The 16,932-nt window shown below is 71.4% G+C and carries 20 protein-coding genes, 1 tRNA gene and 1 riboswitch; of the genes, 5 read left to right on the forward strand and 16 right to left on the reverse strand.

All coding sequences use genetic code 11. From position 1 onward, the window contains the following. Positions 1-45: 45 nt before the first annotated feature. Positions 46-288: riboswitch (cobalamin riboswitch) on the reverse strand. A gap of 85 nt (positions 289-373) precedes the next feature. The 8 genes from C9F13_RS15480 to cobT are packed head-to-tail and all read right to left on the reverse strand — an operon-like array spanning position 374 to position 6,498. After that, positions 374-808 (reverse strand): bifunctional adenosylcobinamide kinase/adenosylcobinamide-phosphate guanylyltransferase, encoded by a 435-nt coding sequence (locus C9F13_RS15480; RefSeq protein WP_108447149.1) that lies wholly within the window; start codon positions 806-808, stop codon positions 374-376. Beyond that, positions 760-1,410: a histidine phosphatase family protein gene (locus C9F13_RS15485; protein ID WP_108447150.1), complete on the reverse strand. Its 651-nt coding sequence runs from the start codon at positions 1,408-1,410 to the stop codon at positions 760-762. Before C9F13_RS15485 ends, C9F13_RS15480 begins: the two co-directional genes overlap by 49 nt. After that, the gene (gene cobS, locus C9F13_RS15490; protein WP_108447151.1) at positions 1,362-2,120 is read right to left on the reverse strand and encodes an adenosylcobinamide-GDP ribazoletransferase; all 759 of its coding nucleotides are present in this window, start codon (positions 2,118-2,120) and stop codon (positions 1,362-1,364) included. Before cobS ends, C9F13_RS15485 begins: the two co-directional genes overlap by 49 nt. After that, positions 2,117-2,671, reverse strand: coding sequence for a bifunctional adenosylcobinamide kinase/adenosylcobinamide-phosphate guanylyltransferase (locus C9F13_RS15495; RefSeq protein ID WP_108447152.1), 555 nt, complete (start codon positions 2,669-2,671; stop codon positions 2,117-2,119). Before C9F13_RS15495 ends, cobS begins: the two co-directional genes overlap by 4 nt. Beyond that, complete coding sequence (gene cobD, locus C9F13_RS15500) at positions 2,668-3,759, reverse strand: threonine-phosphate decarboxylase CobD (RefSeq protein WP_108447153.1); 1,092 nt, start codon at positions 3,757-3,759, stop codon at positions 2,668-2,670. Before cobD ends, C9F13_RS15495 begins: the two co-directional genes overlap by 4 nt. Continuing rightward, positions 3,756-4,742, reverse strand: a complete 987-nt coding sequence (cbiB, locus tag C9F13_RS15505; protein WP_108447154.1) for an adenosylcobinamide-phosphate synthase CbiB — start codon at positions 4,740-4,742, stop codon at positions 3,756-3,758. The genes cobD and cbiB overlap by 4 nt, the downstream gene beginning before the upstream one ends. Continuing rightward, entirely contained in the window at positions 4,739-5,452 is a 714-nt protein-coding gene (locus C9F13_RS15510) for an adenosylcobinamide amidohydrolase (protein ID WP_245888806.1), read from the reverse strand. Before C9F13_RS15510 ends, cbiB begins: the two co-directional genes overlap by 4 nt. Further along, complete coding sequence (gene cobT / locus C9F13_RS15515; protein ID WP_108447155.1) at positions 5,449-6,498, reverse strand: nicotinate-nucleotide--dimethylbenzimidazole phosphoribosyltransferase; 1,050 nt, start codon at positions 6,496-6,498, stop codon at positions 5,449-5,451. Before cobT ends, C9F13_RS15510 begins: the two co-directional genes overlap by 4 nt. A 169-nt stretch (positions 6,499-6,667) precedes the next feature. Between cobT and C9F13_RS15520 the strand changes: the two genes are divergently transcribed. Next, entirely contained in the window at positions 6,668-7,999 is a 1,332-nt protein-coding gene (locus C9F13_RS15520; RefSeq protein ID WP_108447156.1) for a sulfite oxidase, read from the forward strand. Between the two features lie 9 nt (positions 8,000-8,008). Beyond that, the gene (locus C9F13_RS15525) at positions 8,009-8,416 is read left to right on the forward strand and encodes a hypothetical protein (protein ID WP_108447157.1); all 408 of its coding nucleotides are present in this window, start codon (positions 8,009-8,011) and stop codon (positions 8,414-8,416) included. A 73-nt stretch (positions 8,417-8,489) separates the two neighbouring features. Here C9F13_RS15525 and C9F13_RS15530 read toward each other — a convergent pair whose 3' ends face one another. The 8 genes from C9F13_RS15530 to C9F13_RS15565 all read right to left on the reverse strand — a co-directional run bounded on the left by C9F13_RS15530 (position 8,490) and on the right by C9F13_RS15565 (position 15,255). Next, positions 8,490-9,485 carry a zinc-dependent alcohol dehydrogenase family protein gene (locus C9F13_RS15530; protein WP_108447158.1) on the reverse strand — a complete coding sequence of 332 codons (996 nt, stop codon included), beginning with the start codon at positions 9,483-9,485 and terminating at the stop codon, positions 8,490-8,492. Positions 9,486-9,549: 64 nt separating this feature from the next. Next, positions 9,550-10,341, reverse strand: coding sequence for a DUF2797 domain-containing protein (locus tag C9F13_RS15535; protein WP_108447236.1), 792 nt, complete (start codon positions 10,339-10,341; stop codon positions 9,550-9,552). 43 nt (positions 10,342-10,384) lie between these two features. After that, positions 10,385-10,669 (reverse strand): YeaC family protein, encoded by a 285-nt coding sequence (locus C9F13_RS15540; RefSeq protein ID WP_108447159.1) that lies wholly within the window; start codon positions 10,667-10,669, stop codon positions 10,385-10,387. A 24-nt stretch (positions 10,670-10,693) separates the two neighbouring features. Continuing rightward, positions 10,694-11,545, reverse strand: coding sequence for a rhomboid family intramembrane serine protease (locus tag C9F13_RS15545; protein ID WP_108447160.1), 852 nt, complete (start codon positions 11,543-11,545; stop codon positions 10,694-10,696). A 208-nt stretch (positions 11,546-11,753) separates the two neighbouring features. Continuing rightward, on the reverse strand, positions 11,754-12,752 hold the full coding sequence (locus C9F13_RS15550; protein ID WP_108447161.1) for a metallophosphoesterase: 999 nt from the start codon (positions 12,750-12,752) through the stop codon (positions 11,754-11,756). 7 nt (positions 12,753-12,759) lie between these two features. Further along, entirely contained in the window at positions 12,760-13,641 is an 882-nt protein-coding gene (locus C9F13_RS15555; RefSeq protein ID WP_108447162.1) for an NAD(+) kinase, read from the reverse strand. A gap of 63 nt (positions 13,642-13,704) precedes the next feature. Further along, positions 13,705-14,574, reverse strand: a complete 870-nt coding sequence (locus tag C9F13_RS15560; RefSeq protein WP_108447163.1) for an EamA family transporter — start codon at positions 14,572-14,574, stop codon at positions 13,705-13,707. Between the two features lie 81 nt (positions 14,575-14,655). Next, positions 14,656-15,255 carry a YqaE/Pmp3 family membrane protein gene (locus C9F13_RS15565; RefSeq protein WP_108447164.1) on the reverse strand — a complete coding sequence of 200 codons (600 nt, stop codon included), beginning with the start codon at positions 15,253-15,255 and terminating at the stop codon, positions 14,656-14,658. A 258-nt stretch (positions 15,256-15,513) separates the two neighbouring features. Here C9F13_RS15565 and C9F13_RS15570 point away from each other — a divergent pair, with 258 nt between their 5' ends. The 3 genes from C9F13_RS15570 (at position 15,514) to C9F13_RS15580 (ending at position 16,870) form a co-directional block, all read left to right on the forward strand. Further along, positions 15,514-15,921 carry a CBS domain-containing protein gene (locus C9F13_RS15570; protein WP_108447165.1) on the forward strand — a complete coding sequence of 136 codons (408 nt, stop codon included), beginning with the start codon at positions 15,514-15,516 and terminating at the stop codon, positions 15,919-15,921. A 405-nt stretch (positions 15,922-16,326) separates the two neighbouring features. Then, positions 16,327-16,400: transfer RNA gene (locus tag C9F13_RS15575), tRNA-Gly, on the forward strand. Positions 16,401-16,504: 104 nt separating this feature from the next. Then, positions 16,505-16,870: a hypothetical protein gene (locus C9F13_RS15580; protein ID WP_108447166.1), complete on the forward strand. Its 366-nt coding sequence runs from the start codon at positions 16,505-16,507 to the stop codon at positions 16,868-16,870. Positions 16,871-16,932 lie beyond the last annotated feature (62 nt).

The following is a 16,932-nucleotide window of genomic DNA, read 5'->3' on the forward strand; positions in this document are numbered from 1 at the left end:
CCGCGGCCTGGTGCCGGAGACCCGCCTCGTGATCGCCCGCCGCGATCCGGCATGTGCTCTCAGGCCGGTCTCCGGGCTGACGAACGAAGGGCCTGGCCGAGCCAGAGCACCTTCCGATCCACCGCCTTCCCATGCCGCGGGGGCACAGTGGCCTACCAGTGACGGTAGTGGCGGACCTCGATTCGATCACCGTTGCGGGGGCAGCGTCGGACTCGCCGCGAGGGCGCACCGACTTCCCGTTTATCCGGCGAAGCGTTCTCCGCCGGCACCTGAGAGTGCGGCTAAGCTAGCAACCGGCCCCGGGGGCGTCAACGCGAATCGCCGGCGTCGTTGACGCGGCTCATGCCCGAAGCAGACGACGTTCAGGCGGCGATCAAGAAAAGGAGAGGCAGCGGGCCAGGCCGTGGCGCACGTACCACACCTCGTCGGCGCGCGCCGCCGCGTCCTGGCCCAGCCAGCCGGCGAGGTCGCGCAGGCGCCGCTCCGCCGGGTCGAGCGGCACGATGCCGCGGCCCACCTCAGCAAGGATTAGCACGACCTCGCCCTGCTCCCGGCGTTCGGCCTCGACCATCGCCTCGAGCTCGGCGACGAGCCGGGCGCGCAGCCGGTCGTCGTCGGGCTCGTCGACCAGGGCCGCGGTGAGGCCGTCGAGCCAGCCGGTGATCACCAGGCACTGCCCCGGGGCGAGCCGTGAGCGCCAGCCATCGGGGAAGGCGCCCTCGCCCGCCCGCCACCAGGTCGCCGCGGGGAAGCGGTTCGCTACGAGGTCACGCTTGCCGGCGCAGGCACCGCCGATGAACAGCCGCATTGCCATCCCTCCTCGCCGTGGGTGAAGACGAACCGCCGGCCCTGGGCCTGGCCCACCACGCCGGCCCAGAAGTCGGCACCCTCCAGGCGCCGCGAGAGCTCGCGGATGGCGCCGCCGTGACTGACCGCCAGCACCCGCCGATGGCCGTGGGCGCGGGCCTCGGCCAGCACCTCGTCGAGCCAGTCGGAGAGCCGTGCCCAGAGGTCGTCGGCGGATTCGCCGCCGGGCGTCGCCCGCATGCCGCGGCTGTCGACCCAGGCCCGATAGTCCGGGTCGTCCTTGAGCGCCTCCCAGGTGCATCCCTCGTAGTCGCCGAAGTCCAGCTCGCGCAGGCGACGATCGAAGCGCGGTGCCTCGGGATGGCTCGCCCAGGTACTGCCTTCCCGGATATGGGCGAGGGTCTGGCGACAGCGGGTGAGATCGCTCGCGTGGACGGCATCGAAGCCGCTCTCGGCCAGCGCCTCGCGCAGCCGGTCCAGATCGGGCAGCGCCTCGGGCAGCAGCAGCGGGATGTCGCGCTGGCCCTGGTAGCGGCGTTCCTGGTTCCAACTCGTCAGGCCGTGGCGAACGACCACCAGCTCCAGGCGATCAGCAGCAGCCATAGTTCTCCTCCTTCGATGGCGGCCCCGACGATATCGCCGTTGATGCCGCCGAAGGCCCGGCGCATCGCCAGGCCGTAGCCGATGATAAAGGCGCTGAGCCCGGCCGCCAGCCAGGCGCCGCCGGGCCAAGAAAGTGCGAGCGCCAGCGGCACCCCGGCGGCCAGCGCCAGGTCGCCACGGGTCAGGCTCTGCTGCCAGGCGTGGGCCATCCCCTCGGGGCGGGCCGCCGGCACCGTGACCAGCAGACCGACGCCGCCGAGCCGCCCCAGGGCGAGCAGCACCACCAGCCCCCAGGGACTCGCGCCGGCCTCGAGCAGCGCCCACAGCAGGGCGAGCTTCCAGGCCAGCAGGAAGACCAGGGCGAGGATCCCGAAGCTGCCTACCTGGGGATCCTTCATGATCTCGAAGCGCTTCTCCAGCAGGGCGTTGCTGCCCAGGGCGTCGGCCAGGTCCATCACACCGTCGAGGTGCAGGCCGCCGGTCAGCGCCACCCACAGGCTGAGCAGCACCAGGGCCAGCAGCGGCGTGGGGAGCAGCGGCTCCAGCAGCGTGCCCGCCGCGGCCACCAGGGACCCGAGCAGCGCGCCGACCAGCGGATAGGCCCGGGCCGCCCAGCGTCGGGTGGCCGGCGTCCAGGGGCAGGCCAGCGGCACCGGCAGCCGGGAGAGGAACTGGATCGCCAGCAGCATGCCGAAGGCGGCGCTTTTCATGAACGTGCTCCTGTCACTCTCTTGCCCTTCCACTCGATGGCCTGGCCGGCCACCACCTCGACCACCCGGTCCGCCTCGGCGGCCAGGTCGCGGTGCAGCCGCTGCAGGAAGGCCAGGTAGCGCCACACCATGACGTCGCGGGGCGGCAGGTCCTCGTTGAGGTCATTGGAGACCACCACCAGGGCGATGCCGCGGCGGCGGGCCGCGGCGATCAGCCGCCCGAGCATGGCACGGCCGGCGGCCTCGTCACGCCCGGCCTCGAACAGCCACTGGCCGGCCCACAGGGTCAGGCAGTCGAGCAGCACGCTGCTGCCCGCCGCCAGACCGTCCAGGGCATCGGCGATCTCCAGCGGCGCCTCGCGAGTCAACCAGCCCTCGCCGCGCTCGCGGCGATGCCGGGCGACCCGGGCCGCCATCTCCTCATCGCCGACCCGCGCCGTGGCGAGATAGACGAGCATGGCGCCCTCCCGCCCCTGACAGTGCTCGAGGGCCAGGGCCTCGGCCGCCGCGCTCTTGCCCGAGCGCGCCCCGCCGGCGACGAAGGCGATCATGGGCGCCTCCAGGCCGCCAGGGCCTCGAGCAGGCGGGCGTTGTCCGGCCCCTGGCGCAGGGCGAAGCGCAGCCAGCGGCCGTCGAGGCCGGGGAAGTTGTGGGTGTGGCGCGCCAGCAGGCCGCGGCGCAGCAGGAAGGCGAACAGCGCCTCGGCCTCGTCGGCGTCGTGGCCGCCGCGCAGCAGCAGGAAGTTGGCGGCGGTCGGCGCCACCGCATGGCCCAGCGCGCGCACCCGCGACGGCAGGTCGCGCTGGGCGGCCAGCCACGCCCGGGTGCGCGCGAGGTAGTCGGCGTCGGCGAGCAGCGGCGCCACGAGCTCAAGGGCCAGGGCGTTGACGCTCCAGGGCAGCTGGCGGGCGGCGAGGTGCGCCACCGTCTCGGGCTCGCCCAGCAGGTAGCCGAGCCGCAGCCCTGGCAGGGCGTAGAGCTTGGTCAGCGAGCGCAGCAGCAGCAGGTTCGTCGACTCAGCCAGCAAGGGCGTCAGTCGCTCGTCGTTCTCGGTGAACTCGACGAAGGCCTCGTCCACCACCAGGGTAGTGCCTGTCTCGTCGCACCGGGCCAGCAGGCGCTCGATGGCCTCCCGGGGGATCAGGGTGCCGGTGGGGTTGTTGGGGCGGCAGAGGAAGAGCACCTCGGCCTTCGTCATGGCCCGCTCGGCGGCGTCGAGGTCGAGGTCGAAGGCCTCACCGCCGAGTGCCAGGGAGGCGACGCTAAGGCCGTAGTGGTCGCAGGCCTGGGCGTATTCGCTGAAGGTGGGCTGCACGATCAGCGCGTGGCCGCCAGCGTACAGGCCCGCGGCGAGATAGATCGCCTCGGCGCCGCCGGACGTCACCAGCACCCGCTCGGGGGCGACGCCCTCGTGCTCGGCGATGGCGCGACGGGCCCGGTCGTCGCCAGGGTCCGGGTAGCGGCTCAGGCAGTCGGCGGCGCCGGCCAACCAGCCGTCGAGCCAGGGCGGCGGCCCCAGGGGATTGAGGTTGGCGCTGAAGTCGACCAGCGGCTGGTCCGCCGGCAGGCCGTAACGCGCGAGCAGCGGCGCGGCGCGCCCGCCGTGACCCGGCCAGCTCGATTCGCTACTCACACTCATAAGAGAAGCTCTCGGACCAGGATCGGCAGGCCCATCAGCAGCAGGAAGGCCAGCCAGCCGCCGTGCATGTGGCGGATGGCGCGACCGATGTGGTCGACGCTCAGGGGCTCGAGGGCCGTGCCGAGGGTGGCGCGGTGCGAGGGGCGCCCGGCGTAGTGGTTGAGGCCGCCGAGGCGCACCCCCAACAGGTTCGCCACCATGGCCTCCGGCCAGCCGGCATTGGGGCTCGGGTGGCGGGGCGCCTCGCGGCGGGTGGCGGCGAGCGCCCCGCCCCGGCGGCTGCCGGGGATCGCCCAGGCGGAAAGCCACAGCGCCAGCGCGGTGAGCCGGGCCGGCAGCCAGTTGACGACATCGTCGAAGCGCGCCGCGGCGCGGCCGAAGTCCCTATAGCGGGGGCTTTGATAGCCGACCATGGAGTCCAGGGTGTTGGCCGCCTTGTAGGCCAGCGCCAGGGGCGCGCCGCCGAGCAGCGCCCAGAAGAGCGGCGCGGTGATGCCGTCCACGGTGTTCTCGGCCACGGTCTCCACCGCGCCCCGGGCGAGCTCCCCCTCGTCCAGCGCCTCGGTGTCGCGCCCGACGATCATCGAGAGCGCCTGGCGTGCCGGGACCAGCTCGCCGCTGGCCAGCAGCAGGGCCACCGCCCGGCCGGCCTCGGCGAGCCCACGGGCGGCCAGGGTGGTGACGAGCAGGCCGAGTTCGGCGGCGAGCGAAAGCCAGGGACTGATCCAGGCGAGCATCGCCAGCACGCCCCAGGCGAGCGCCCAGCTGCCGCCCACCACCAGAACCACCAGCCAGCGACCGCGGCGACGGCGCGCGGCGGCGGGCCCGTGATTCCAGGTCCGCTCGAGCCGGGTGATCGCCCTGCCCATGCCCACCACCGGGTGAGGCAGCCAGGGCGGATCGCCGAGCGCCAGGTCGAGCAGCATGGCGACGGCGACCAGGCCCAGCAGCGCAAGCGACAGGGGCTCGACGAGCGGGCTCATCGCGCCTCCTCCGTCATCGCCAGGGAGGCCGTCACGGCGCGGAACACGGCGTCGCCGATGGCACGGCCCAGCCGCGTGCCCGAGCCCGCATAGGGGGTGGGGTCGCCGCGCTGGGTGGCGGCGATGGCCAGGCAGTCGGTGGAGGTGCCGGTGGCCGGGGTGCCGCTGTGCGGGTCGCGCACGCCCCGGGCCCCCAGGGCCCGCACCTTGGCCTCGGTGACCGACTGGGCGGCGTTGACCAGGGCACCGTCGTCGAGGTGGCCGTCGATGAAGAGCGTCAGGTTGATCGTGCCGACCACCACACGCGGATCGCCCGGGACCGGCGCGGTGATGTCCACGGCGTTGCCGACCCCGGCGGTCACCGCGGCCAGCACCGCGCGCGCACCGGCCTCGGCCGACGCCAGGGCGAGGTGGGCCGGCGAGACCGCGGTCATCATCGCCACGCTCTGCTCGGCGTCGAGGCCGCGCCGGGCGAGCCAGTCGACCAGATCGGCACGGGGCGCCCGCCCGGCGTAGCCCTTGTCGACGTGGAAGTTGCAGAAGTGTCGCGACCAGCCGAGCCCCGCGCCCACCAGAGCGCTGCTCAGGGTGCGCAGGGGCGTGGCATGGGCGAGGTGCACGGCGTGCTCGTCCACCGCAAGCGTCAGGCCCTGGCCGAAGGCCAGGTCGCGAACGCCGGGAGGCCCGAGCGGCGAGGCCGCGAGGGTCACGGCGTCGCTCCGTCGTCGATGCCGGCGTCGGCGAAGGTCGCCATCTCGGCGAGCATCGCCGTGGCCGCCTCCAGCAGCGGGAAGGCCAGCGCGGCCCCGCTGCCCTCGCCGAGGCGAAGCTCGAGGTCGAGCAGCGCCTCGGCATCGAGCGCCTCCAGGGCCAGGCGGTGGCCGGGCTCGTGGGAGCGGTGGCCGAAGATCAGGTAGGGGCGCAGGGCGGGCTCGAGCCGGCAGGCGACCAGCGCGGCCACCGTGGCGATGAAGCCGTCCACCAGCAGCGGCAGGCGGTGTGCCGCCCCCTCCAGGTAGGCGCCGGCCATGGCGGCGATCTCCAGCCCGCCGAGCGCGGCGAGGGTCGCCAGCGGATCGTCGGGATCCGGCGCCCGGGCGACGAGGGCCGCCTCGATGACCGCCCGCTTGTGGTCCAGGGCCGCGCCCGCCACGCCGGTGCCCGCCCCGACCAGCGCACTCACCGGGGCGCCGGTGAGCGCGGCCAGCAGGGCGCTGCTCGCCGTGGTGTTGGCGATGCCCATCTCGCCGACGATCAGGCAGCGACAGCCGGCCGCGACGGCGCGACGGGCGGCGCGACGGCCCACCGCGAGGGCCTCCCGCGCCTCGTCGCGACTCATGGCGGCCTCGCGGGCCAGGTTGGCGGTGCCGGGCCGCACCCGGTCATGCACGACGCCGTGGTCGGGCAGCTCGCCGACCACGCCCACGTCGACCACCTCGAGGCGTGCGCCGATGCGCCGCGAGAAGACGTTGATCGCCGCGCCGCCGGCGACGAAGTTGGCCACCATCTGCGCGGTGACGGCCTGGGGAAAGGCCGAGACGCCCTCCTCGGCCACGCCGTGATCGGCGGCGAAGACCACCACCCCGGGCGGCGTCACGTCCGGGAAGTCCTCGCCGGCCAGCCCGGCCAGGGTCACCGCCAGCGCCTCGAGGCGCCCGAGGCTGCCGGGCGGCTTGGTGAGGGTATCGAGGTAGCGGCCGACCCGGTCGGCACAGGCCGCGTCAGGGGCGGCGATCGACGGCGCGGGATCATTCACGGAAGCGCTCTCCAGGCAGCGTGGTCAGGCGCCACATGCTACCAGAGCCGCGCGCCTCGCACCGCCGTCACCCCGTGCGGGAGTGCTACGCTTGGGGGTGGCAGCACAATCACAACAAGGCCCGGCCGGCGCCCGTCGGCCGCTCGCCGGGCATGCCAGGAGTGTCGTCATGACCAGACAGCCCCCCGATACCCGGACACGCGGCATCCATGAGCTCTACGCCGAGGACCCCGAGGCCGCGGACCGACAGCTCTGGGACCGCGAGGTCGACCCCGTCACCCGTCGCGGCTTTCTCAAGCGCTCGAGCCTGCTCGCCATGGCCGCGGCGGTGGGGGGCTCGATCCCCTTCGCCGATCGCATGCCCGGCGGCCTGATTCCCGCCGCCCTGGCCCAGAGCGAGGAACCCTTCACCCTGAAGGGCAAGGAGGGGCTGACTGTCCTCAACGACCGACCCATCAACGCCGAGACGCCGCCCCATCTGCTCGACGACGACATCACCCCCGGACGGGTGATGTTCGTGCGCAACAACGGCATCCCGCCGGCCCTGGAGAGCATCGACGTCGGCGCCTGGCAGCTGGAGATCGGCGGCGAGTCCTGCGAGACCCCGCAGAGCTTCTCCATCGCCGAGCTGAAGGAGAGGTTCAAGCACCATACCTACCAGCTCCAGGTGGAGTGCGGCGGCAACGGCCGCAGCGAGTACGTGCCCTCGGCCAGCGGCAACCAGTGGACCACCGGCGCGGTGGCCTGCCCGACCTTCACCGGGGCGCGCCTGCGCGACGTGCTCGAGGCCTGCGGCATCAAGGACGACGCCGTCTACATCGGCTACTACGGCGCCGATGCCCATGCCAGCGGCGATCCCGACAAGGATCCGATCTCCCGCGGGGTGCCCATGGAGAAGGCCCTGGAGGACGAGTCGCTGATCGCCTGGGCGATGAACGGCGAGGACATCCCCTACCTCAATGGCCACCCGCTGCGCGTGGTGTGTGGCGGCTGGCCGGGGTCGGTGTCTGGCAAGTGGCTGCAGCGCATCGTGATCCGCAACCAGAAGCATGACGGCACCAAGATGGCGCCCCCCTCCTACAGCGTGCCCAAGCACCCGGTGGCGCCGGGCAGCAACGTGCCCAAGGAGGACTTCGTCACCATCCAGTCGATGCCGGTCAAGTCGCTGGTGACCTATCCCCGCTCCGGGATCGATCACGCCCTCGGCGAGGCCCTGCGGGTGCGCGGGCACGCCTGGGCCGGCGACCTCGCGGTCAAGGAGGTGCACGTCTCCATCGATTTCGGGGCGACCTGGCAGAAGGCCGAGCTGAAGGATCCGCCCAACCGGCTGGCCTGGCAGCGCTGGACCACCCAGGTGGAGTTTCCCGAGCCCGGCTACTACGAGGTCTGGGCCAAGGCCACCGACGAGAACGGCCGCGCCCAGCCGATGGTGGTGCCGGGCTGGAACCCCAAGGGATACCTCAACAACGCCTGCCATCGCATCGCGGTCCAGGTGGCCTAGGAGGCAGCCATGAAACGCTTCGACGTGCTGGCCATGCCCGTCCGGGGGATCCTTGTGGGGATCGCCCTGGCCGGACTGCCGCTGGCGGCCACGGCCCAGGAGGGGGAGGCCCCGCCCAAGGATCCGGAGACCGGCCTGATCAAGGCGGAGGGCTGGGAGACGGTGCGCAGCAACTGCACGGCCTGCCACTCGGCCAAGCTGGTGACCCAGAACAGCGGCTCGCGCAACCACTGGCAGTACCTGATCCGCTGGATGCAGGAGACCCAGGGGCTCTGGGAGTTCGATGCCGAGACCGAGTCGACCATCCTCGACTACCTGGCGGAGCACTACGGGCCCAAGGAGGGCGCGCGTCGCCCGCCGATCCCCCGCGCGCTGATGCCGGACAACCCCTACTCGGCGATGGCCGAGTCGGGCTGACCCGACGCCTGCTCAAAAATGACGGGCCCCTCGCGAGGGGCCCGTTCTCTTTTCGAGCGATGGCGATCGGGCCTCAGGGCACCAGCACCGCCGCCCCGGAGAGGCGCCCCTCGCGCAGGTCATCGAGCGCCTGGTTGGCCTCTTCCAGCGGATAGGCGCGTGTCTCGGTGCGAATCGGCACCCCGGGGGCGAGGGCCAGGAACTCCTCGCCGTCGCGGCGGGTGAGGTTGGCCACCGAGCTCAGGCTGCGCTCCTCCCACAGCAGGCGGTAGGGAAAGGAGGGGATGTCGGACATGTGGATGCCCCCGGACACCACCGCGCCGCCCGGGCGCACCGCGGCCAGCGCCGTGGGGATGAGGTCGCCCACCGGGGCGAAGAGCAGCGCGGCGTCCAGGGGCTCGGGCGGGGCCTCGTCGCTGCCGCCGGCCCAGACGGCGCCGAGCCGACGCGCGAAGGCCTGGGCCTCGGTATCGCCGGGCCGGGTGAAGGCGTAGACCGCCTGTCCCCGGGCGACGGCGAGCTGGGCGAGGATATGCGCCGCGGCGCCGAAGCCGTAGAGGCCGAGCCGTCGGTTCGCCTCGCCGCCGGCCAGCCGCCAGGTGCGATAGCCGATCAGTCCGGCGCAGAGCAGCGGCGCGGCGGCCCGGGCATCCTCGGCCGGCAGGGGAAAGCAGTAGCGGGCGTCGGCCACGCAGTACTCCGCGTAGCCGCCGTCCCGGGTGTAGCCGGTGAACTCGGCGCGTTCGCAGAGGTTCTCGCGGCCGGCGCGACAGGGCTCGCATTCGCCGCAGGTCCAGCCCAGCCAGGGCACGCCGACCCGCTGCCCGATCGCCGGGTCGGTGACGCCCTCCCCTTGCGCGGCCACCTCGCCGACGATCTCATGGCCAGGGATCAGCGGCAGCCGCGGCCTGGCGAGCTCGCCGTCGAGCACGTGAAGGTCGGTGCGACAGACCCCGCAGGCCAGCACCCTGACCCGCACCTCGCCGGGGCCCGGCTCGGGCAGCGGCAGGCGCTCCAGTTGCAGCGGCCGGCCGGCGGCGTGCAGCCGCATGGCACGCATCTCGCTCATCGGGCACTCCTCCTCGGGCGAAGGGATGGCGCAGGGATTCGCTGCCCGCAGGATAGCCCAGGGTTCAGGCGGCGACCCGGACCTCGTAGCCGGTGAACTTGCGCAGGTTGATCACGCCGCTGTCGAGGATCAGGTACTGCCCCTTGATGCCCAGCAGGGTGCCGTCGACGCGAGGGTTCTTGTCGAGGTTGTGGGAGACCACCTTGGTGGGGAACTCGAGCACCGGGTACTCGAAGCTCAGCGGTGCGGCATCGAGGACGCGGATGGCGTCGGCGCCGAAGCGCTCGCGCAGGTTGTCGAGGCCGCTGCCCAGGCGCTCGAGCAGCCGATCGCGCTCGGCGGCGAGATCGAGCAACTCGGTAGTGCCCTTGAGCATGGCCCGCCAGTTGGTGCGATCCGAGACCTGCTCCTTGAACAGCACCTCGACGAAGCCGGACTGCTGGCGGGTGTCGACCTCGAGGATCGGCAGCGCCTGCACCGCGCCCTGGTCGAGCCAGCGGGTCGGCATCTGGCTGGCCCGGGTGATGCCGACCTTGAGCCCCGAGGCGTTGGCCAGGTAGACCACGTGGGGCTGGAAGCAGTGGCGTTCGGCCCAGTCCGGCTCCCGGCAGGTACCCTCGAAGAAGTGGCAGAGCTCCGGCTTCATGATGCAGGTATCGCACTGGGCGAGCTTCTTGAAGCAGGGGTAGCAGTGGCCCTGGGCGAAGCTCTTCTTGGTGGCCCGGCCGCAGTGGGTGCAGGCGATGGCGCCGGTCCACTCGAGGCTCAGGGGCTTGCCGAGGCAGGCGTTGAGGTCGAGGCGGGCATCGCCGGCGCGCAGCACGTAGCGAGCCGGCGAGCCGGGCTCGATGGCCATCTTGGTCAGGCAGCCCTGCTGCACGGCGGCGGTATCGATCGACTCAGTCACGGCCGACGTCCCGGCCGAGGCCGGCCAGTTCCGGGGGCACGTCGGCGCCGCTGCTGGCGCTGCCGCAGGTGCGGCGCTGCAGGTAGCCGACCCGCTGCTCCTCGGGCACCTGGTTCTCCACCTCGTAGCGCATCACTGCCTCCAGGCAGAGCTCGGTCTGCTCGGCGGTGAGCATCCGGCCATCGGGCCACTTGCGCAGCGAGACGGCCTGCTTGAGGCTCGCGTAGATGGAGGGGGTCATCTGCTGGATCATGCGGTCGAAGGTCATTTCGCTCATGACGGACTCTCTCGGGATGGGGCCTCAGGATGGGCGGCGGGCACGGCCGGAATGATACCAGCCCAGCGCCAGCCCCACGACCAGCCCGCCCAGGTGCGCCTCGTTGGCCACGTTGCCGAAGCCGACCAGAGCGGCCATGTCGGTCATGGCGAAGACCAGCCAGCCGAGCATGAAGACCACCAGCATCTGGGGCACGAAGAAGCCGCTGCGCGGCGCACGCCGGGACATCAGCCAGACATAGCCGAGCAGCGCGAAGTCGACGCCGGACATGCCGCCGAACAGCACGGTGCCGGCGGCGTACTGGGCCAGGTTGGCGCCGATGCCGGCGACCAGCAGCAGCGTCAGCATCCGCCGGCTGCCCTGCAGCGCCTCGACCTGGCGGCCGAAGTACCAGAGCCAGAGCATGTTGAAGATCAGGTGCATCCAGCCGAAGTGCAGGAAGGCCGGCGACAGCAGCCGCCACACCTGCCCCGAGGCGAGGGCCTCGCCGAGGTCGCCGAAGGCCAGCCCGCCCTTGACCACGATCACCGGCACGATGGTCAGCGCCGCGACCACGCGATCGTCCAGCAGCCCCATCAGGGCGAAGACCGCCAGGCAGAGCGCCAGGGCGATGGAGGTCACCGGCACCTGGCGAAACGGCGCCAGCCACTGCTCCGCTCCCGCCCGTCCGGCCCGCGGCGCCTCGGGCATCAGCGGCTCGCCCCGCCGCCAGCGCTCGATCAACCCGAGCATCGCCTCGTGCTGGGCGGGGTCGACCAGCCACAGCACCTGCCCCTCGCCCTCCTCGGTGATCCGGTGCCCGATGCGGTGGGCCCACAGGGCACGGCGCAGCGCACGGGTGTCGACATCGTGGGGCAGCAGGATTACCCGGTACATGGTCTCTCCAACGTCGGTGTCGTCAGCGGGGCTCGTCCCAGGCGGTGGGCGGCCGGCCGTGACGGCGCCGACCGGCCGGGCAAAGAAAAAGTCCGGCGGAGGGGGCCGCCGGACAAGAGCAAGGGATCATTCAAGGGAACACCTACTCTGATAGCGTCGGTCAACAGGAGTTCATCCCATTGACACGTTTTTCGCGTAAAGAATTGTATCAATCGAAGTCGATCTCCCAGGGCTGGGGCCGCGCCTCCTCCTCGCGGGGCACGCGGATCCACACGAAGTGGTTGGCGTCGAGGCGCGCCTCGCCGCTCCAGCGGTAGGCCACCAGGCGGCCGAACTTGACGGCGCTATAGTCCAGGCAGGCGATGTTGGCCGCCGGCAGGGCCGGTATCCCCTCGCACCAGTAGTGGCCGATGAACAGCGGCGGCTCGTCGGGACCATAGTAGCTGAGCCGCGCGCGCTCCTCCTCGGTGAGCGCGCGCCGCTCCAGGTCGCCCGGCAGGTTGTCGGGCTGGAACACCACGTCGCCCCAGGTGCGCGGGTGGTGCGCCCAGAAGTGGGCGCGGAAGCTGCGCCGGGTGAAGCCGTCTCCCGAGTGGATCGCCACGCCCTCGGGCAGCGGCACGTGGGTGCCGCGGGTCAGGCGATCGAGGATCCGGAACTCCCGGGTCCCGGGCACCACCGAGGCGGCCAGGAAGTCCTCGTCGATGCACCCGTCCGGATGGTCGCGGCGCAGGTCGTCGATCAGCGCCGGGTCCCAGCAGGCGTGCACCACCCGCAGGCCGTCGAGCTCGAGGAACAGCGGAATGTCCATGAACCAGGCCAGCGCCTCCTCCCACTCCTGGGGGTGGTCGCGATACTGCTCCAGGGTCTCCTGGATGATGCGGTTGTGGCGCGGCGTGTGCTCGCGCAGCCAGTCGCGGCCCATGCCGGCCGGCGCGCGGTGGCAGTAGGCCAGGGCGTTGTACTCGTGGTTGCCCATGACGATATGCGCCTCCCCCGCCTCGACCATGCGCCGGGCGATGGTGACGGCCAGGCGGATGCGCGGCCCCCGGTCGATCAGGTCACCGAGGAAGATCACCTTGCGGCGCGGATGGCGGTAGACCCCGCCGCGCTGGTGGTAGCCGAGGCGCTCGAGCAGCGCGCCCAGGGTCGCCCCGCAGCCGTGCACGTCGCCGATCAGGTCGTAGCCTTCGAGAGTGCCTTGCATGCTCACCTCAGTCGCCCAGGCGATTGCTCCAGCCCAGCTTGCTGCGCAGGACCTCGAAGAAGTTGTGCCCCAGCGGATGGACCAGCTGGACCCGCCGAGGCTTGCGGCGGATCACCAGCACGTCGTCGGGCTTGGCCACCGCGCGCGTCTGGCCGTCGCAGCTGATGTGCGGATAGGTCTGGTTGGTCTCGCCGATATGGATGCGGATCTCGCTGGCGGCGTCGATGACGATGGGCCGGCTCGACAGGGTGTGCGGGAACATCGGCACCAGGGTGATGACGTCGAGCTTGGGGTGCATGATCGGCCCGCCACCGGAGAGCGCGTAAGCCGTGGAGCCGGTGGGCGTGGCGATGATCAGGCCGTCGCTGCGCTGGCTGTAGACGAACTGGCCGTCGAGGAAGAGCTCGAACTCGATCATGCGCACCGCCTTGCCCGGGTGCAGCACCACCTCGTTCAGGGCATCGCCGTTGCCGACCTGCACGCCGTCACGGTAGAGCTCGGCATCGAGCAGGAAGCGCTCCTCCAGCTCGTAGCGCCCGGCGAGCACCTCGCCGACCCGCGCCTCCAGCTCGTCCGGGGAGATGTCGGTGAGAAAGCCCAGTCGGCCACGGTTGACGCCCAGCACCAGGGTGCCGCTGTGGCAGAGGGTGCGCGCAGCGCCCAGCAGGCTGCCGTCGCCGCCGACCACGATCACCAGGTCGCAGAGCTCCCCCAGCAGCCGACGGCTGGCCTCGGGATGGCCATGCTCGAGCAGCACCGTGGCGGTCCGATCCTCGATGATGACGTGGTAGCCACCCTCCTCGAGGAAGCGGATCAGCCGCTTGAGGGTATCGACCACCTTGGCGCTGCCCAGACGACCGATCAGACCGATGTTCTTGAAGGTTGTCATGCACGGGCCTCTCGCTTCGCGGCCGGCCATTATGGCGATTGGCCACGAGGCGAGCAAACGCCCTCAGGCGGCGCTCAGGCGCCGGCGCTTGAGCCACCACTCGTTGAGCCACAGCGAGCCGACGATGATCGCCCCGCCCACGCCCAGGCGCACGAGGTCGGCGTCGCGGTTCCAGATCAGCAGGTTGACCAGCAGCCCCGCCGGGATCAGCAGATTGTTCATGACGGCGAGCGCCCCGGCATCGACGCGGGTCGCGCCGAGGTTCCACAGGAAATAGCCGAGCCCCGAGGCCGCAAGGCCCAGCCACAGCAGCACGCCCCACTGCATCCCGGTGGTGGGCAGGCCCTCGGCATTGCCCAGCAGCGCGAAGGCCGGCACGGCCACCGCCAGGGCGCCGAGGTAGAACCAGGCGAAGACGCTGTGGCGCGGCAGCGAATCCGGCAGGCCCGCCGACAGCCGGCGATAGCCCACCTGACCGAGGGCGAAGCAGAGGTTGGCGCCCTGCACGACCAGAAAGCCGGACCAGAAGCCGCTGTCGAGGCCCTGATAGCGGATCACCGCCGCGCCCAGCACCGCCAGCGACGCGGTCAGCAGGTAGAAGGGGGTGAAGCGGCCGAACAGGGCATCGTCGAGCAGCGCGATATAGAGCGGCGTGAAGATGGTGAAGAGCAGCACCTCCGGCACCGAGAGCAGCAGGAAGGACTGGTAGAAGAAGATGTACATCACGCCGAGCTGCACCGCCCCCAGCCCCATCAACGCTAGGCGCTGGCCGCCGCGCAGGAGCGAGGGGCGCAGGAACGGCAGGAAGACCAGCGTCGCCAGGCCGATACGCATCAGCACGGAGAAGTAGCTGTCCACCTGGCCGGCCAGGTAGACGCCGATCAGCGAGAACGAGAATGCCCAGAGGACGGTGACGCCGACGAGAAGGCCCAAGGTAAACCCCCGATACATGAGTGGTTGACGGCGATTATACCCACCCCGGCCGCAGAACCAAGGCCCCGGCGCCCCGCGCCATCAGGGCGACGAGCGACGCAGCCACCATAGCGCATAGGCGGCCCCGGGCAGCCAGCCGAGCAGGCTCAGCGCCAGGCCGATCACCACCCGCGTCGCCCCGCCGTGCGCAAGCCCGACGGCCAGGGGCGGCAGCAGCACCGCCAGGGCGTAGAGGGCCATCCGGGGCGCTGGCGCGGGCGGCACCGCCTGGTCCTGGTGCACCGATGCTGACTCGGACGGCGCCTGGGCCGCGGACGAAGCGGGGGCTCGCGCCTCGCGCGTCCCCGGCGCCTCTGGCTCCCGAGCAGTGTCAGTCGCCGGCGTCTCGTCGGCCTTGACCCGCTCACCGGCGGCCGGCGTGAAGTGGCCGACGCTCGCCTCGTGCTCGAGGGCGCGACGGTGGGCCTCGTGATCGATCTTCTGCTCCAGCGTCTCGGCACCCTCGGCCAGGGTCTCGTGATAGCGCTCCCAGTCCTCCCAGTCGAAGGGCGTGCCGGCGCGGGGCCGATGCTCCCCTGCCTCTATGGCACGCGACCAGGCCTTCTCCTCCAGGGTGTTGGGGCGCTCCTGGTCACGCCCCGTGTCGAGCCCCTTGCGGGCCATGTACTCCCGAGCATCCATGATGCGGCTCCCTCGGTCGGTCCACGCCGGCGATGCCGACGGTTGATGTGCGTGAGTGTGACATATTGGAGCCGGCAAGCGTTGCCGGGTTCCTGATCGCGACCGGGCGCGGCGCCAGCGTTAACAGGCCCCTTCGCCTCGGCAAGGAGGCGTCGACTATGCTGGGAGCGAGACGAGGCAGCGCCGCGATGCCCCGGACATCGCACGGGAGCCGCGGCGCCCGCCAGGTCATCCCTGCCCGGCACAAGGAGCTATGCCATGCCCAACAAGGCCCCCACCATCGTGCGAGAGATCATGTCCCGCGACTGCTACCGGGTCACCGGCCAGACCTCGGTGGCCACCCTGGCCGAGGGCCTCGCGCTGCACCGCCTGCCCGGCGTGCCCGTGGTCGACGAGCGGGACCACCTGATCGGCTTCATCTCGGAGCAGGACGTGATGGGCAAGGTGCTGGAGAGCTCCTATCTCGGCGACGAGCCGCCGCTGGTCCGGGAGATGATGCGCAACGAGGTGCTGTCGGTGCCGCCCACCAAGAGCATCACCGACCTGGCCCAGGAGATGCTGGGCGCCAAGCCCAAGGTCTATCCGGTGGTCGAGCAGGGCCGACTGGTGGGGATCGTCACCCGTCGCGACGTGCTGAGCGCCCTGATCCGCATGCGTCACTCCTGAGCCTCGACCCGACGCGACAGGACACCCGGCCCCGCGCCGGGTGTCTGCATGCTCGCGCCAGCCCGCGATGACGCGACGCCACGGCGAGCCGCGGCGGCAATCCTGCCCCCATGGGCGACGCCCATAAAGAAAGGCCGCCCCATGAGGCATGGGGCGGCAAGGATCGAAAGTGCAAGCTGAGGCAACAGTGTTAGCGACTGCTATCGCGTTGTTGCCTACGCCACTTCTGACAGCGGTACGGAGAAAAGTTCGCCAAGGCGCCAAAAAATATCGCCCAGGTGTGCTCGGGGCATCGCGACGCCCCGGCGAGGCACCGCGAAACAGCCACTTAGCGCGGATTCGACAAAAAAGGCCGCGGCTCCCTTGCAAAGGCTAACCACTTGGTTTTACTATCCAAATCCCTTCGCGGGTGTAGCTCAATGGTAGAGCAGAAGCTTCCCAAGCTTAAGACGAGGGTTCGATTCCCTTCACCCGCTCCACGCCTTGGCGTGCCGCCTCAGCCTTCGATCTCGTCCGCCTTTAGGATCCGCCGCACCCGCCGCTGAGCGATCGGTACCCGCTCGCCTGCACGGAGCCGCGAAACATGTCCCTTTTCCTGCTGGTCCTCACCGTCTGCCTGGTCATCTTCGGTGGCATGATCGCCCTGATGATGCTCTCCGGCACGCCGCGCTATCGCACCGAGCCCGAGCAGCTGATGGCGCTGTTCGACAAGGCGCTGTCCAGCAGCGTCAGCGAGACCGAGTGGGACACCATCATCGGCTACCCGATCCGTCACGACGACTACCTGGAGGGGATTCGCCGCCGGGCCCAACGCCTGATGGAGGAGCACGGACGGCATGGCCGCGTCGCGCGCGGCAAGCCGCTGCTCGACGACGAGGGCCGGGAGGAACTGGCGGCCCTGCGTGACCATCTGGCGGCCCATACCGCCCTGCGTCGCCGCGAGGATTGACGCCGAGCGTTGAAGGCTCGCCTGGTAAACTGTGATGTCATGTCACTGACACGCCCAGCCGG

Source organism: Halomonas denitrificans (genome assembly GCF_003056305.1).
GTDB lineage: Bacteria > Pseudomonadota > Gammaproteobacteria > Pseudomonadales > Halomonadaceae > Halomonas > Halomonas denitrificans.